Here is a 16,295-nt window from a genome sequence, read left to right as displayed (position 1 = left end):
ATTTAAAAATAAATAATAACTGTAAAAAACGGCTAAGATACCCCTTAGCCGTTTCCTGTTTCAAATAAAGTAAACCTATTTGAAATTATAGTGTTTTTGCGTTTTTCACCTTTTGGTCGGTAATGGCATGTTTAACCACTTCCTTCATATCGCTCACATAGTGGAACGTTAGCCCCTGTAAGTATTCCTGTTTGATTTCCTCTATATCACGACGGTTTTCCTCACATAGTATAACCTCTTTAATACCTGCCCTCTTAGCAGCAAGGATTTTCTCCTTAATACCACCTACAGGCAATACACGTCCGCGAAGAGTAATCTCCCCTGTCATGGCAAGATTCTTTTTAACCCTTTTTTGCGTGAACGACGATACCAGCGATGTAAGCATAGCAATACCCGCACTTGGCCCGTCTTTTGGTGTAGCTCCTTCCGGTACGTGAATGTGCACGTTATAGCTGGAAATCACTTCCGGACTAATACCAAGCTGTTCTGCATTGGCCTTAATGTATTCCAGAGCGATGGTAGCCGACTCCTTCATAACATTACCAAGGTTACCCGTCATAGTTAACGATCCCTTACCTTTGCTCAGTAACGACTCAATAAATAATATATCGCCGCCTACACTTGTCCAGGCAAGACCTGTAACCACACCTGCCACTTCATTATTTTCATACTTATCGCGCTCCATTCTTGGTGAGCCCAGTACCTCAATAATATCAGCTTCGGTAGCCTTATGGTTATATTCTTCCTCCATGGCAATGCATTTTGCAGTATGCCTTACCATTTTGGCAATTTGTTTTTCCAGTCCGCGTACGCCCGACTCCCTAGTGTATCCGGTTACGATTTTCTCCATCTGTTTTTTACCAATACTCAGGTCTTTATCGGTTAGTCCGTGTTCCTTAAGCTGTTTTGGTAACAGGTGGCGTTTTGCAATCTCTACCTTTTCTTCAATGGTGTAACCTGTCATGTTTATAATCTCCATCCTGTCACGAAGCGCAGGCTGAATAGTTGCCATGTTGTTAGACGTAGCTATAAACATCACTTTACTAAGGTCATACCCCAATTCAAGGAAGTTATCATAAAACTCTGAATTCTGCTCTGGATCAAGAACCTCAAGTAATGCACTTGATGGGTCTCCGCTTGGCCCTACAGACAGTTTATCTATCTCATCCAGTACAAACACAGGATTACTTGTCCCTGCCTTTTTAATACTCTGGATAATACGACCCGGCATAGCACCGATGTATGTTTTACGGTGACCGCGAATTTCGGCCTCATCACGAAGTCCGCCCAGCGATATACGGATGTACTCACGTCCCAGTGCTTCAGCAACCGATTTACCTATGGATGTTTTACCAACCCCCGGAGGGCCGTATAAACACAATATAGGCGATTTCATATCGTTTCTCAGCTTTAATACAGCCAAGTATTCTATAATACGTTTTTTAACGTCTTCAAGTCCAAAATGATCACGGTGCAGTATTTTCTCGGCACGTTTAAGGTCAAACTTATCTTTAGAGAATTCGTTCCATGGCAAATCAAGCATCAGCTCTAAATAGTTACGCTGAATACCATATTCTGCCGCCTGCGGGTTCATACGTTGCAGCTTCGAAACCTCCTTATCAAAGTGTTCTTTTGTTTTTGTGTTCCACTTTTTAGCTTTGCCCTTTTTGCGCATTTCCTCTATTTCCTGATCGTGTGAAACACCACCCAGTTCTTCCTGAATGGTTTTCATTTGCTGATGAAGGAAATATTCACGCTGCTGCTGATCTAAATCAAAACGTACCTTACTCTGGATATCGTTTTTAAGTTCCAGCTTTTGCAACTCAAGGTTCATGTGGCGAAGGGTTTCCAGCGCACGGTTTTTAAGGCTACCCTCGGCAAGCAGTTCCTGCTTTTCCTTTACGGTAAGACTCATGTTTGAAGAAACGAAGTTCACAAGGAATGAGTCGCTCTCAATGTTCTTAATGGCAAAGGTAGCCTCGGTAGGGATATTCGGGCTTTCCTTAATAATCTGGATAGCCAGTTCCTTAATCGAATCTATAATGGTATTAAACTCGGCATCGTCCTTTTCAGGGCGTTCTTCATTCACTTCCTTAACGGTAGCACGCAGGTATGGCTCTTCGGTAGTTACCTCATCAATTTCAAAGCGTTTTTTACCCTGAATGATTACAGTTGTATTACCGTCGGGCATTTTAAGCACGCGCAATATGCGGGCTACTGTACCTATTTTATGGATATCGTTTGCTGAAGGCTCTTCTACCTTTTCGTCTTTTTGAGCCACTACCCCAATAATTTTACCGCTGGCATTGGCTTCGTTTATCAGTTTGATCGACTTGTCCCTGCCTGCTGTAATTGGGATTACTACCCCCGGAAAAAGCACCATGTTGCGCAATGGCAGTATAGGCAAATCTGCAGGCAGTACCTCGCGGTTCATTTCTTCCTCATCTTCAGGGGTCATTAACGGAATCAAATCGGCATCTGTATCCAGTTCCTGAAGTGACAAACTGTCAATATTTAATATTTTTTGATTAGACATACTTATAATAGGTCATTTTGTCATTAAACATTTGCTGTTATGCAAATGCCCCGTTTATATTGGGGGTATTATTTACTTGTATATCAGTAATAACAATGTATTAGCTGATATGTTAACGCAGTATAATGTCAATCATTATGCCACATTAGGGATTTTCTTAAAAAAGAACGCCCCACATAAAGCGGGGCGTACCAGTAGATATAGTAGTTTGAGTTAGTAGTTCGAAACTAAAATTTAGAAGCTGTAGTCTACATCATAAGTACCTGTAAAGTTAACTACTTCGGTACCGTTTGTAGCAGAGAAACTGTATGTTCCTGCAATTCTCTCTTCTGTTTTGCTATTTATAACTATAGATCCGGTTGTAGCCATGTACATAGACTCCGGAGATACAGTTACATATCGTGCACCTACCACGTCTTCAAGCATGTTTCCGGTAATTTGGTATGTACCCGGAGTCAATGAAGCATCAATAGTAAGTACCACATTATTTTGAGAAGCATCAAGTCCGTTAATGCTTATAGTCTCACCTAATCCACCATCGGCAACAGCCACAGCAATATTAGCAATTGGGTAGTCTGTACCGTCAAGAACAGCTGTAAACAAATCGTCAGTAGTATTTCCCCCACCTGTACCCGGTATAGAACCTGTGTAAGATATGTTTGTAAATGCCCCCGCAGTAAACTCAATTGGGGCTACATCTTCCTCGTCATTACTCCACCATCCGGTAAAGCTGAATGTACCCGATACCTTTTGGTTAAGGGCATCAATGTTTGTTATGTTTACAGATCCAGATGAACCTTCTGAACCAAAGTTAAGATACTGATATTCTGTTCCTACCGGCTGATAGTACATAAGTACATCATCACCCGAAAAAGTTCCTACAGCAGGGTTTGGCACAGCAAAGCTAACCGATTCCCCCTGTGAGCCTCTTAGTCCTGAAACCACAAGCATACCGTCATTTATTACAGCAAGAGTAGTCGTGGCTGTGTAGGTTTCTCCGCTAAAGTTTACGGTAAATGATCCTGTTGAACCGCCTGGATTGTTACCAATATTGTCTAATAATACCGGGTCTACCGGTTCTGTATCACAGGCTATAAAGCCCATGGCCAAAAACAGAAGCGCAAACGCCTGTACAATTTTCATCTTTTTCATAACTTCTTATTTTTTATTCGTGTATTCGTATTCTTAGTTCAGCGAGTAAGACACAAGCGTACTGCTTGATGTAAATCCTCCTGAATTTTGTGTTTCTGATTTAATAGGACCTACATTTTTAGCAAACCAAAAGTAAACAATGTTTGTTGTATTAACCGCTTCGCTGGAATAAATCATTGTTTGTTTTACCTTAATAACATCTTCATAAGTAGTACCGTTAATATCTACAGTAATTCCTTTTTCCTGAATAATGTTATCAACATGAATATCCATAACAATTGGAGGGATATTAACACCATCTATCTCATAGCTGGTTGTTTGTTGTAAATCTTCAGCCCAGGTTTGTCCTGGCTCCAGGTAGTCTTTTAATAAAATATACTCATATGGTGATACCGTAATTTGCATTCCTTCCTGATTTGGAATATCAACACTTACTCTCATAGAGTAGTCACCGTTATTATGTCTAACCCCCATGCTCGATTCACCAGTAAAACCTCCCGTTCCGGCATCAGCAAACCCAGTACTTGATGTATAGTACAGGTTACCGTCTATTGTTTGTGTACCCGTAAGTAACATAGTGCTTTCCCCTTCATCTTCAATATCAAAAACCCATTCGTTATTAACAGCTAGTGGCCAGTAACTACCATCACTTGTACCCGGATTAGTAGGATTGTTTGGATTAGTACCCGGATTTTCAGGATTGTTTACATTGTCTAAAAGAACCGGATCTACAGGCTCTGTATCACATGAAACAAAGCTGAATGCCGAAAGAAACAATACTAAAGCCGATAATCTTCTAAAGTTTTTCATATGGTTTTATAGTTGTTAGGTGCCCAAATATAAAGTATTTTTTTTAATATCTTAATGTTTTTTTAATACCCTAGCCAGTAATATTATACCTATTACAAAGAATAATGTAAGGAATATCACAGAATATCGCATACTTCCGAAAATCTGGTCAATAGCACCATAAAGTACCATACCTATCACGATTCCTATTTTTTCGGTCACGTCATAAAAGCTAAAAAACGAGGCAGTATCCTGAGTTTCAGGTAACATTTTAGAATAGGTACTTCTTGACAGCGATTGTATACCTCCCATTACAAGCCCCACAAAACCGGCAGTGATGTAAAAGTGCATAGGCAGGGTTACAAAGAAAGCCGCTATACATATAACAGCCCAAACGGCATTTATCCCTATAAGAGTTTTAATATTTCCGAATTTTGCCGAAAGTTTTGAGGTTAATATCGCTCCCGCAACTGCCACAAGCTGTATTAACAATATACTACCTATAAGCCCCATGCTCTTAGCATCGTCACTACCCCACTCTATCTCTTTTGCTCCAAAGTAAGTAGCTACCAGCATTACGGTTTGTACAGCCATACTGTAAACAAAAAATGCCCCCAGATAACGTTTAAGTTGGGTAGTTTGCTTTAACTGATCCCACACTTTGCGTAACTCCTTAAAACCGTTAAGCAGTACATGGCGGGTTACCTTATTGTTGTTTTTGTTTCCTTTTGGTAAATAGTAATAAGTATACTGGCTAAACAGTATCCACCATATCCCTACCATTACAAACGATATACGCATGGCTTTTAGGGCAGCAGGATTTTCATCTGTGCCTTTAATTTTAAGCATTTCCGGCATCATACCCATAATCATAGCCAGGTTAAGTATAAGCAGTATTACACTACCTATGTACCCCATTGAGTATCCTTTTGCACTAATGCTGTCCTGCTGCTCCGGGTAGGCAACATCGGGCAGGTAAGAGTTGTAAAATACAAGGCTACCCCAAAAACCTACAAGACCAAAAAAGTAAAGCGATAAACTAAGGTATAAATTACCTAAGTCAAACCAGTACAAACCAATACAGGCAAGTGCACCCATGTAACAAAACAGTTTAAGGAAGCCCTTTTTGTTTCCGCTATAATCGGCAATACCCGAAAGTAACGGCGAAATAAATGCCACGACCAAAAAGGCAAAGGCAGTAATAAAGCTCATTAGGGCGGTATCTTTTACCGTAAATCCTAAAAAGTCAATGTATTCTATTTTTGCCCTGCTAAAAAGCTGCTCATAAAATATAGGGAATACTGCCGAAGCAATTACCAGACTGTAAACCGAGTTGGCCCAATCGTAAAAAGCCCAGGCATTAAGGAGCTTTTTATCTCCTTTTTGTAGTTGTACCGACATACTTAATTATTTGGTTTGTTTTGCCAAAACTAATTTATTTTTTGGATTATAGGATTATCTCAGGGTTAGATTTTAGTATGTAATAGGTGTAAATGCAATGTTTTTCATTCCGATTGGAGCGATAGCGGGAAAGAGGAATCTTGTTAATGACTGTCCTTTTGTCTTGACACAAAAGAACGAAAAAGTCAAGGCTATGGTCTCTCAGGCTATAAATTACCTCATTCAGCTAAACCATCCGAACTCGGCTTTCGCCTCAAACAGCGGATGCTTCTATACGCTTCTTCCGGTAATTTAATTTATACCTTCAAAACCTAATGCCTTTCTCCACTCTACCGTACTATAGTTTATACCTCTAAAAAAAAGAAATCAAAAACATACTATTTGATTCATTTGCCCTATTTCCTGCCATTTACCGTTTATTTTTTAAGAAGATGTAAGCTCCCAAAAAATAACATAAAAGCTTATTATAAGTGTAACTACAAATACTATTAAATACACCCACCACATCCTGAGTTCTTTTGCGATAAAAAGCCTAACCAATACACAGGCAATAACAGACGGTATTAATGCTGCTATGAAAACAAAAACTAAAACAGCAACCGGATTGCCGGTAAGGAAAAATAATTTTATCATTCTTATATTTTATCTGTATGAAAACTGTTTCAGAACCTTTCTTTCTATATCATCGTCAGGCCAAATTTCAATTTTGTAATAATCGTTATCACTCTCATTAGCCAGGTCGGTTTCAGCTACGCTTTTAAAGTTAGAGCCATAAACCCTTACCCTGTATTTACCCGGAGTCACTTTTATGGTTAACTCCACCGTACTAGTAGGGCAATCCATAATTAGTAATTCTCCCGATGAGATGTCAATCCCCCCTTCCACAACATGATCATACAAACTATAATCTATATCTTTAACGGGATTTTGCAAAACGGTTATTTCTCCTTTTACATTCCCATAACAATAGGTACCAACAGCAATAATCCCCTGCTTTGTTGCAAAGCGTGCCTCAAAAGCTTCATCAGTCCAAAACTCATTTGAACCAGTATCCCCTTTAGCTTCTTTATCTTCAAGATAAAACTGATGGTATTCGGTATAAAAATTAAATGTATGGGTCATCTTTTGTGTTTGCGCACTGCAAAAGCCTGTAATAAGTATTAGTAAAACCAGTAGTTTTTTCATTTAAAAAATATAATTAGTCAATATACCTGCTATTTTTCGAAAGGCATTTTTGGAGCTTTACAATACCAGTCTACCTCATAAAGGAGACCTTTTTTTTCGTCTGTTTTTTTATAAAGGTATATTTTACTGAAATAGCCTGAAGGATAGTAGTAAGCCGAAGGTGCTATCATCCTTGGATTATTACCTGTATTTTTAAGATAACTGTCAACTTTATTCTGAGTATAATTTTCAAAGCATTTCACAGCCTTTTTCTTTGTAAGTAATTTATCCTTTACATCATCAAAAAGCACCTCCTCTACCTTATGCTTATCAGTGTTGTAAACAAACTTATCATCCCTTATGGCAGGCAGTAATTTAAATTCTGTTTTATGTTTGTCTTCGGTTATGCTGCTTCCCTCCTCATCGGCGTCAAATTCTATATATATAATCTTCCTAAACAAATCATTATAAAAGTACATCTCATCTGCAAAATCAATAAGTTTTTGCCTGTCCTCCTTTCCTATAGCGCCATATTCAATAAAATCGTGTGGAGCATAACTATTAAGTTCCAGTACGTTACTCCCTTTACTTAATTTAATTTCATATTGAGCGGCATCATATACCAGCATCTTTTTCCCTTTTTCATTAACCTGTATATCAAGTTTGTCAGGATTAATATCTGCTGTAGCATTAATAAGTTTTAGAAACTTTTCTTTCTCTTCAACATCAGTAATTTCAGCGCTTCGTAATTCATCTTCATATTGCAGACTATGAACATGATGATGATATTTAAACATTCTCCCGTCACTAAGCACTGCCAGATAACTGGTGCTTTTACCCCAACTCCATGAACTATATATTAACACCGATACTATTAGTGCATTGGGGTCGTTTATACCGAGTTTTTGATATAAACTTTGGTTGTCATTAAATTTATTAAAATGTACAGTGTTTAATGTAACAGCAGGTTGTTGAACGGCTTTACAGCAAAATAGTAAAAACAATAAGGGTAAGGCAAGTAGTTTTTTCATACAGCAATATAGCATTTCTGTAAACAAAAAAGCCTTGGTTTCCCAAAGCTTTTTTATAGAATATAATTCATTTAAATACTTATCGCAGTACCTGCCCACCGGCAACAACATTTTTATTTCTAAGGTTACTTTGCGAACTAAAGGTTGTTACTACAAACGATATTTTAAAGTTTTCAAGAAATACAAGTCCCAGTGTTACCTGTCCAAATGTAAAGTTACTCTTATCTATACCAAGGTTGGTTTGATACTCATCTGTCCCAAAATAAAGAGACGTACTCGCCTCAAAGAAAAAGCGCAGTTCATTATTATCTATAGCTGCATCACCATAAAAATTTAACCCTACAGATGCGCTTCCGGCCCAATCATCAGTAGTGGTACCAAAAGCCGGTAAATCGGCTGCTCCTTTTGCTATAAACCTACCTAACAAATTATAGTCATGGTTTGCAGAGTGTGTATAAATAACAGGATACTCAAAAGTTAAAACAGTATTACCGCCATAGGTTACCAGCCTTTGATAGGCTTCTTCCTGCTGTGCGCTTTCTTCGTCACTACTATTACTACTGGAAACCATTGTACCAAGGCTAACCCTAAAAACACCAAGACTACCTCCTACCAGCTCTGAATAAATTGAACCCGAATTGTTACCAAAGCTTACACCTGTATTACCAAGAGCCTTAAACCTTTTGCCTTCGTTTTCATAAAGCACATCAAAAACAGCTCTTGATTTTTTTCCTCCGGGAAAATAAGTGAGTTTTTTAAAAAGTACAGTATCAATTCGCATTACCTGCTCAAGGCTGTCTATCTGGGTATTTAGCCCCTTAATGTTCTTTTTGTAGTTGGCAATAGTTTCAAGCTTCTTGTTAATTTCATCATCGGTAAATCGCTCAACAGGCGGATTTGCCGTAGGATCATAATTATTGGCATTATTAGTAAGTGCAGTTTGTATTTCTTTAATTTTTTCTTCCTCTACGCTAATATCTTTGGTATGATATTCTATTAAAATCTGTTCTTTAGATTTCACTGCTGTAGACTCTCCTGCAAAAGAATTTTCAAGCCTGTTAGCCTTAACCGGTGATATGCTCTTAACTTTAAGTCCGGCAACCTGAGCATTAGCCCCATAAAAGGCAATTAATAATAGTAAAAGTAATTTTGTTTTCATTGGATGTGGTGATTTTGTTAAAGTGTTAAAATTAACATTTTAACACAAAATACACCATACCCTTTTATAGGTATTTTACTATCAAAAAAACACGGGTAAGGCTATGAGTTTTTTCATAGAGAATTTTAATCTGTTTCAAATTCAAAAAACGAACGATCTGCAGCAATAGCCATATGTAATTCCTTCAGGTTATGAGTATCATAACAGTTAATATGCATTGAGTTAGGGTGTGCTAATGTACGGCTCATAACAATCCCCAAAGAATCGTTTATAAAAATATTGCCCATTGGTCCTGTAGGTAAAACATCCTGTGAATATTTTTTTACTGTAACAGGCTTACCGTTAAGCGCAATTGTTTTTTGGGAAAGGTATTTTAACTCCTGTCTTAAATTAACCTTATCATTTTTAATGATAAGTGTATCTGTATAATCCATCAAATGCCTGTACGGATAATAAAACACAACAGAATCAGAAAACACAATTTTTCGCAACGTCAGAGAATCTTTTCCAAAATAAGGGAGAGTATCAAGATCTACATTTTTAATAGCAACATTATCTCTAATTAGATATAATAGAAGACTAATCTCTTTTTCTGTTTTTAAAGGTTTCTCAATCCCATTATTACAGGATACTATCAATAAAAACAACACGGGTAAGGCTATGAGTTTTTTCATACAGCAATATATTAAATATCAACTTAACCTGTTACACCCATCCTATTATTACATCTCCTTTTCGTAAGCCTATAACCGATGTTACTTTACCGGTTTCCTCATCAGTCATTACATATATAGGTTGGTTATCTACTAATAATATATAAACCAGTTCGGGTTTAGCGTTAACCTTAGCTTTATCCGGTTCATTATATTTTGTATAACAAACAATCGTAACATCATCAGCCTGCTTTATTTTTTCGGCAATAACAAAGTAATGTTCACGTACCTCTTTTGGCTGATTAGGAAAATAATTATCAAGAAAAACATTAAGGTCATTACTCTCCTCTATCTCATTAACAAAAGCTGTTACCTGAGGAGCATCTGTACTTGATGACTTTGAATTATCTATCAATACGTTTATAATTATTGTCAAAGCAAAAACCAAAACAAAGACAACTATTTTAATGGTGTGATTTTTTTTCATAGGTCAAAAATAATCAAAAAACAGATTCCTTTATGTATAACAATCACGTCCCATCACTTTATTAAATCTTTCAATTTTAAATCCTAAAATCTAATTTCATAAAAAAGCCTCGCTAAAAAGCGAGGCTCAATATCTTTAAAACAATAGTCGTGTTTCTATTATCTTTTATCTAAAATCATTACTTAAACGTTACCCCAAACTTAGCCGCTTCGGCTTTAGCTTCCGGAATCATTTTTTTAAGGTTAGCAATCCTTGTAGCATCACTAGGGTGTGTACTAAGCAGCTCCGGAGTTCCGCCTGCACCCTGTGCCGACATCCTTTGCCAAAAACTAATTGCCTCATCCGGGTTATATCCCGCAATAGCCATAAGTATAAGTCCGTATTTATCAGCCTCAGTCTCGTGGCTTCTGCTAAACGGAAGCATCCCTAAAACGTTAGATCCCACACCATAAGCCTGCATATAAATTTGTTGTGCAGCTTCGCTTTCTTGGGTTGTTGCAGCTCCTAAAAGTACAGCACCTACCTGCTGAGCCTGGCTCGCGGTCATACGTTGACCACCATGGTTAAGTAACGCATGCGATACCTCGTGCCCCATAACAGTTGCCAGTCCGGCTTCGGTTTTAGTAACCGGAAGTATACCACTATACACAACAATTTTACCGCCCGGCATACACCATGCATTAAGCGACGGATCCTGTACTAAATGATATTCCCACTGGTAATCTTTTAAATACCCCTGATAGCCGTTGGCATTAAGGTATTTTTCGGCAGCAGCCCTAATTTTCTGGCCTACTGTGGTAACCATTTTTGCTTCGGCAGTACCGGTAATCACCTTGTTTTCCTTAATAAAAGCATCATACTGCTGGAAGGAAGCAGGGAAAATCTGATCGTTTGACACAACGTTAAACTGCGATTTCCCTGTAAAAGGATTGGTCGTACAGGCAAAAAACATCATCAGTATAAACCCCGATAATACAACTATACTCTTTCTCATATAACGATAAAATTAGTTTTGCTAAATCAAAATTAGTAAATATTTTCCTGTAATTTCCTTAATAATTAACCTTAGTCCGTTAAAGTATTGTGAACGTTTTGATTAGGCTAATTACTTTCTTAAATCAAGCGAAGCCTTTAAAATAGACCCTAACAAAGCCAAATCAATATCGGCCTCAGGGTTTATGGGTAATATTTTCATACGTGCCCGCTTTTCCTGTACCAGTTCGGGGAAATCCAGTAAGCCACCATCTACAAACCCTATGTAGGGTTCACCCGTTTTCTTATGGGTATGAAAGTAACACAGCATCTTACCTTTATGGTAAAAAAACGGCATGCTGTATTTCCATTCCTGCGTTATGGCATCGTCAAACCCACTTATAAAATCTTTCAGGGCAAGCAGGCAACCCTTTACCGGCTCATTGAGCCTGTCAAAATAATTATCAAACGGACGTAGCATTTAATTCAATTTTAATATTATGTAAGGTAAGAAATTTCTAACTTGCCAATAAATAATTCTACCACCATGTCAGTAAGCAGTTCAAACCGAAGGTCAATGGCCATACCAAAACCCATAAGGGTAACGGCAAAAGTACTCGAAGCTACCTCACAAAAAATGGCGGCAAAGTTTGCTATGAAGCTATTTATAACCCCCATGAAATTCCCTATCCCTAAGCGGGAAGAAAAAATGAATGCCGAAAGCAGACAGGAGTTTGTAAAAGTTCCGGCAATCAACAAAACCATAAGGGTTTATCACTATGGCGACAGCGACAAAAAAGTATTGCTGGTACACGGTTGGAGCGGACGCGGAACACAACTGCAGTCCATCGCCGAAAAACTGGTAAAAAAAGGCTACAGCACCGTTAGTTTTGATGCGCCCGGGCATGGTAAAGCGCCCGGAAAAACGAGTGATATGACCGAGTTTATCGCTGCCATACTGGAGCTTGAAAAACAATACGGACCCTTTACTTATGCCGTAGGGCATTCACTGGGAGGCATGTCGGTACTTAATGCCATAAAACAGGGACTAAAGGTAGATAAGGCGGTAATTATAGGCAGCGGCGATATTATAGAAGATATAATGAACAACTTTATAAAAGAGTTAGGCATGAATATTGGTACAGGTAAACTGATGATGAAGCTGTTTGAAAAAAAGTTTGGTGAAACCATTAACAGCTATTCGGCGTATATAGCAGCACAGGCAGTAACTGTTCCCGTACTGGTTATTCACGACGAAGATGATACCGATGTTCCCGTAACCGCTGCACACCACATCCATAAACATTTGGCAAACAGCCAGCTTATGATAACGCAGGGATTAGGGCACCGAAAAATTTTGGGCGACAGCACTGTCATCAAAACGTTAACCCAATTCTTACTATCATGAAAAAATTAATGGCATTGCTTATCCTGTTCTCCCTTACGGCATGTAACGGACAGGTTAAAAAGAAAGAACATAAAGCCGAAAAGGCTCAAACCGAAAAGACTGACAGCAAATTTAAGGTAACTAAAACCGATGCCGAATGGAAAAGCCAGTTAAGCCCCGAAGAATATTCGGTACTTCGTGAAAAAGCTACCGAAAGGCCTTATACCGGGAAATATGATGAGTTTTTTGAAGATGGCGTATATGTATGTGCCGCCTGCGGAAACCCATTGTTCAAGTCAGACAACAAATACAATTCCCATTGCGGATGGCCTTCATTTGATCAGGCAATCAAAGGATCTGTAATTTATGAGGAAGATTTTTCACACGGAATGCACCGCACCGAGGTTATGTGTGCCAACTGTGGCGGTCACCTGGGGCACGTGTTTGACGACGGACCAAAAGCTACAACCGGAGAGCGTTTTTGTACCAATTCGGTTTCTATTAAATTTATCCCTGCAGAAGAACTTAAAAAAGCGAAAAAGGAGTAACTACAATGAAAGATTACAATGTAAACAAATCAGAAGCCGAGTGGAAAGAACAACTAGGCCTGGAGCGTTATAAAATACTTAGGCAAAAAGGAACCGAGTTCCCCCACTCCGGCAAATACAACATGCACTTTGAAGAAGGCACTTATGTATGCGGAGCCTGTGGCGAACCCCTGTTTGCATCAAACTCAAAATTTAATTCGCACTGCGGATGGCCATCGTTTGATGAAGCCCTTCCGGGTAAAATTGAATATGTAAAAGATACCTCACACGGTATGATTCGCACCGAGATTATGTGTGCCAACTGTGGCGGTCACCTGGGTCATGTATTTGACGACGGACCTACCCAAACCGGACAACGCTATTGCGTTAACTCCCTATCGGTAGATTTTAAAGAATAACATTTTTTTACAGATACACCGCCCCGCCCACCAGCGGGGCTTTTTTATTTCCTACTGTCATTGCGAGGAGGAACGACGTGGCAATCTATTAATAAATTCCCTATGTCATTTCGACCTTGTGGAGAAATCTTTTTAGATTCTTCATTCCGCTATCGCTGCAATCAGAATGACAATAGTAGTGTTAGCATAAGAGTCAGCAAACGGTATTAGGTTCTGTAGCGTATAGAAAATTATAAACGAGGCGTTAATAAGCATCCGCTGTTTGAGGCGATAGCCTAGTTCGGATGGTTTAGCCGAGAGCCATAATTTTTAGCTTAAAGAACCAAAGCCTTGACTTTTTCGTTCTTTTGTGTCAAGACAAAAGGACATAAACACATCAATCATATCAAATAAAACAGTAACTTTATTCTATGGATCTCTTTAACGAAAAACCCGACTGGGCTAAGGCCTTAAAGCCGTTACTGGAAAAATACAAAGGCGCAAAACATCCGCTGGAATACAAAAACATATACCAGCTACTGGTAATGGTAGTACTTTCGGCACAAGACAGTGATGCCCATATCAATAAAGTAGCACCAAAATTCTTTAAAGAATTCCCCGATATGAAGTCGCTCGCAAAAGCCAATACCGAACAGCTTACCGCAATACTGAGCGAAATACGCTTTCACGGCAACAAAATAGCATGGCTTCAGGATATAGCATCTACTGTAAAAGAAGACAAAAATATTCCCCTTACCATGAAAGAGCTAACTGCCCTTAAAGGTGTTGGGCGAAAATCGGCAAACGTAATAATGCGTGAAGCAGGTGTACCGGTAGAAGGCATCATGGCCGACTTACACGTTATACGCGTTGCTCCCCGATTAGGGATTGCGCAGGGTAAAGATGCCGTTAAAATTGAGAAACAAATGATGGAAGCACTACCACGTGACATGTGGGCCGATGCCGGAATGGCAATATCTTACCTGGGGCGTGAAACCTGCCGTCCAAGCAACCCAAAACACAGCGAATGCATCATGAAAGATGTTTGCGAATACTACCAAAACGAAAAGAAATAACTACTCTAAGTATAAAAACAAAACAGTATTAAGTATTATTGTCATTACGAGGAGGAATGACGTGTCAATCTCTATCATAAATATTAATGAGATCCTTCCTACCGTCAGGACGACAAACACGTTCTGTCATTTTGAGCGTAACGAAGTGGAGTCGAAACTCGAGGCTGGAAAGCCGAACTGATGAAATAAGTCTAAAAAACGAAGTAATTTTTAGCTTAAAGAACCATAGCTTTGACTTTTTCGCTTTTGTGCTATAACAAAAGGGCAATAAAACAACACATCATAAAACAAAAAAAGAGAGGTATAAACCTCTCTTTTTCAGCAACTATATAATATATATTTAAGAATATATCTTTATCAGTTTCCCCTCTCCGGTAAACGATGCCGTTAGGCCAATACCATCCTGGGTTTTCATATCCAGCCTATAGTTTCCTTTATCCGACTTATAGGCTTTAACCACCTTATAATCTCCATAATCCTTGTGGATATTATCCATTACTTCCTTAGGTATTTCACTAATTTTAATCTCTTTATATTCGTTCTCCTGCTCATAAAGTACAGTAGAATCATTGTAATAAACAGTAACCGATGCGGTTGCAGTAAAAGCAGCCATCAGCATTGCTGAAGCAAAAATCAGTTTTTTCATGTTTAGCTATTTAGTTAGTTGAATCTACCCAAAGTTACAACATACAACCTCTAGTCGTATTAAAATATTGCTAAAGTTTAAAAACCAAGACCAAAACGGGCTCTTAAAAGCAATATCGCTCCTTCTTCTGATTTATGCACATGCCCCCTGTGTACATATGATCCAATATACACGTAACCAATCCCTGCACCCAATTCATAATCAAACTTTTTACCTAAAGTCCTTCTCATCCCCCACATAGGCACAATATTTAAAAAGCTAGGTACATCACCTACATCATTAATCTTTATAACACCAAAATCAGCATAATAAGTTGTGGTAACAGAAAAGTAATTTGCCCTGTTTCTTGTAATATCTTTTCCTTTTCTTACTCGTCTGCCTAAATTATAGTACCATCTGGGTTCTATTGTAAATGCTGGAAGAGCAAAAAAACCATCTTCACTTCCATCATCAAAAAACCAGTCTGCATTGGCTTTAACCCCTACAGCATAACCAGCTTCAGCTCTTAATGTTAATTGATTAGCCAGTTTAAATTCATAATATAACACCAAGCCGGGATCTCCTATTTGTACTCCTTTAATTTCTTTCTCAACACTTGGATCTTGTTGTTCTGTATCCTGTGCATTCATCTTTCCTGCACAAAGTAAGGCGATTAGGGTTAACCCTAACAGTTTGTTTTTCATAGGTTTAATTTGGTTAATGATTTCTAATATAGTAAAGTTTAGATTTTTTAGTACGAAAAATCAAACATTGTGCCTCATTTTAAAAATATAGAATAAAACCGAATATTTTTTAATTTAAATACAAACCTATATAAAACAAAAAACCCTATCCTTTATCGGATAGGGTTTTGAAAAGAAAGGCAGTGTCATACTCTCCCACAAATTGCAGTACCATCTGCGCAAGCGGGCTTAACT

Annotated in this window: 18 protein-coding genes; 4 read left to right on the top strand and 14 right to left on the bottom strand. The window is 38.4% G+C overall.

Annotated elements, in window-relative coordinates; translation table 11 throughout:
* Positions 1–85: 85 nt before the first annotated feature.
* The 12 genes from lon to V3Z67_RS13375 form a co-directional block, all read right to left on the bottom strand.
* Positions 86–2,536 carry an endopeptidase La gene (lon, locus tag V3Z67_RS13430; RefSeq protein ID WP_330443792.1) on the bottom strand — a complete coding sequence of 817 codons (2,451 nt, stop codon included), beginning with the start codon at positions 2,534–2,536 and terminating at the stop codon, positions 86–88.
* A gap of 234 nt (positions 2,537–2,770) precedes the next feature.
* Positions 2,771–3,688: a DUF6252 family protein gene (locus V3Z67_RS13425; protein ID WP_330443791.1), complete on the bottom strand. Its 918-nt coding sequence runs from the start codon at positions 3,686–3,688 to the stop codon at positions 2,771–2,773.
* A 33-nt stretch (positions 3,689–3,721) separates the two neighbouring features.
* Positions 3,722–4,498 carry a hypothetical protein gene (locus V3Z67_RS13420; protein ID WP_330443790.1) on the bottom strand — a complete coding sequence of 259 codons (777 nt, stop codon included), beginning with the start codon at positions 4,496–4,498 and terminating at the stop codon, positions 3,722–3,724.
* Positions 4,499–4,549: 51 nt separating this feature from the next.
* Positions 4,550–5,878, bottom strand: coding sequence for an MFS transporter (locus V3Z67_RS13415; protein WP_330443789.1), 1,329 nt, complete (start codon positions 5,876–5,878; stop codon positions 4,550–4,552).
* A gap of 423 nt (positions 5,879–6,301) precedes the next feature.
* Positions 6,302–6,511, bottom strand: coding sequence for a hypothetical protein (locus tag V3Z67_RS13410; protein WP_330443788.1), 210 nt, complete (start codon positions 6,509–6,511; stop codon positions 6,302–6,304).
* Positions 6,512–6,520: 9 nt separating this feature from the next.
* Positions 6,521–7,063, bottom strand: a complete 543-nt coding sequence (locus V3Z67_RS13405; RefSeq protein WP_330443787.1) for a hypothetical protein — start codon at positions 7,061–7,063, stop codon at positions 6,521–6,523.
* 29 nt (positions 7,064–7,092) lie between these two features.
* Positions 7,093–8,073 carry a hypothetical protein gene (locus V3Z67_RS13400; RefSeq protein WP_330443786.1) on the bottom strand — a complete coding sequence of 327 codons (981 nt, stop codon included), beginning with the start codon at positions 8,071–8,073 and terminating at the stop codon, positions 7,093–7,095.
* A 79-nt stretch (positions 8,074–8,152) separates the two neighbouring features.
* Positions 8,153–9,232 (bottom strand): hypothetical protein, encoded by a 1,080-nt coding sequence (locus V3Z67_RS13395; RefSeq protein WP_330443785.1) that lies wholly within the window; start codon positions 9,230–9,232, stop codon positions 8,153–8,155.
* A 125-nt stretch (positions 9,233–9,357) separates the two neighbouring features.
* A complete protein-coding gene (locus V3Z67_RS13390; RefSeq protein ID WP_330443784.1) occupies positions 9,358–9,906 on the bottom strand; it encodes a hypothetical protein in 549 nt (182 codons plus the stop codon).
* A gap of 31 nt (positions 9,907–9,937) precedes the next feature.
* Entirely contained in the window at positions 9,938–10,372 is a 435-nt protein-coding gene (locus V3Z67_RS13385) for a hypothetical protein (protein ID WP_330443783.1), read from the bottom strand.
* A gap of 178 nt (positions 10,373–10,550) precedes the next feature.
* Positions 10,551–11,366 (bottom strand): M48 family metallopeptidase, encoded by an 816-nt coding sequence (locus tag V3Z67_RS13380; RefSeq protein WP_330443782.1) that lies wholly within the window; start codon positions 11,364–11,366, stop codon positions 10,551–10,553.
* 111 nt (positions 11,367–11,477) lie between these two features.
* The gene (locus V3Z67_RS13375) at positions 11,478–11,825 is read right to left on the bottom strand and encodes a DUF1801 domain-containing protein (RefSeq protein WP_330443781.1); all 348 of its coding nucleotides are present in this window, start codon (positions 11,823–11,825) and stop codon (positions 11,478–11,480) included.
* A 66-nt stretch (positions 11,826–11,891) separates the two neighbouring features.
* Between V3Z67_RS13375 and V3Z67_RS13370 the strand changes: the two genes are divergently transcribed.
* The 4 genes from V3Z67_RS13370 (at position 11,892) to V3Z67_RS13355 (ending at position 14,732) form a co-directional block, all read left to right on the top strand.
* Positions 11,892–12,752 (top strand): alpha/beta hydrolase, encoded by an 861-nt coding sequence (locus V3Z67_RS13370; protein WP_330443780.1) that lies wholly within the window; start codon positions 11,892–11,894, stop codon positions 12,750–12,752.
* Entirely contained in the window at positions 12,749–13,279 is a 531-nt protein-coding gene (gene msrB, locus V3Z67_RS13365) for a peptide-methionine (R)-S-oxide reductase MsrB (protein WP_330443779.1), read from the top strand. Before V3Z67_RS13370 ends, msrB (V3Z67_RS13365) begins: the two co-directional genes overlap by 4 nt.
* Before the next feature lie 5 nt (positions 13,280–13,284).
* Positions 13,285–13,677, top strand: coding sequence for a peptide-methionine (R)-S-oxide reductase MsrB (gene msrB, locus V3Z67_RS13360; protein WP_157483649.1), 393 nt, complete (start codon positions 13,285–13,287; stop codon positions 13,675–13,677).
* A 410-nt stretch (positions 13,678–14,087) separates the two neighbouring features.
* Complete coding sequence (locus V3Z67_RS13355; protein WP_330443778.1) at positions 14,088–14,732, top strand: endonuclease III domain-containing protein; 645 nt, start codon at positions 14,088–14,090, stop codon at positions 14,730–14,732.
* 340 nt (positions 14,733–15,072) lie between these two features.
* Here the strand turns inward: V3Z67_RS13355 and V3Z67_RS13350 are convergent, their stop codons facing one another.
* Together V3Z67_RS13350 and V3Z67_RS13345 are read right to left on the bottom strand one after the other, a co-directional pair.
* On the bottom strand, positions 15,073–15,378 hold the full coding sequence (locus V3Z67_RS13350) for a hypothetical protein (RefSeq protein WP_330443777.1): 306 nt from the start codon (positions 15,376–15,378) through the stop codon (positions 15,073–15,075).
* Between the two features lie 77 nt (positions 15,379–15,455).
* Positions 15,456–16,061: a hypothetical protein gene (locus V3Z67_RS13345; RefSeq protein WP_330443776.1), complete on the bottom strand. Its 606-nt coding sequence runs from the start codon at positions 16,059–16,061 to the stop codon at positions 15,456–15,458.
* Positions 16,062–16,295: the final 234 nt, after the last annotated feature.

The sequence above is a fragment of the Flavobacterium sp. C4GT6 genome (assembly GCF_036347315.1).
Taxonomy (GTDB): domain Bacteria; phylum Bacteroidota; class Bacteroidia; order Flavobacteriales; family Flavobacteriaceae; genus Flavobacterium.
Note: the sequence above shows the minus strand (reverse complement) of the source record. Positions and strands in the feature narration are given on the sequence as shown.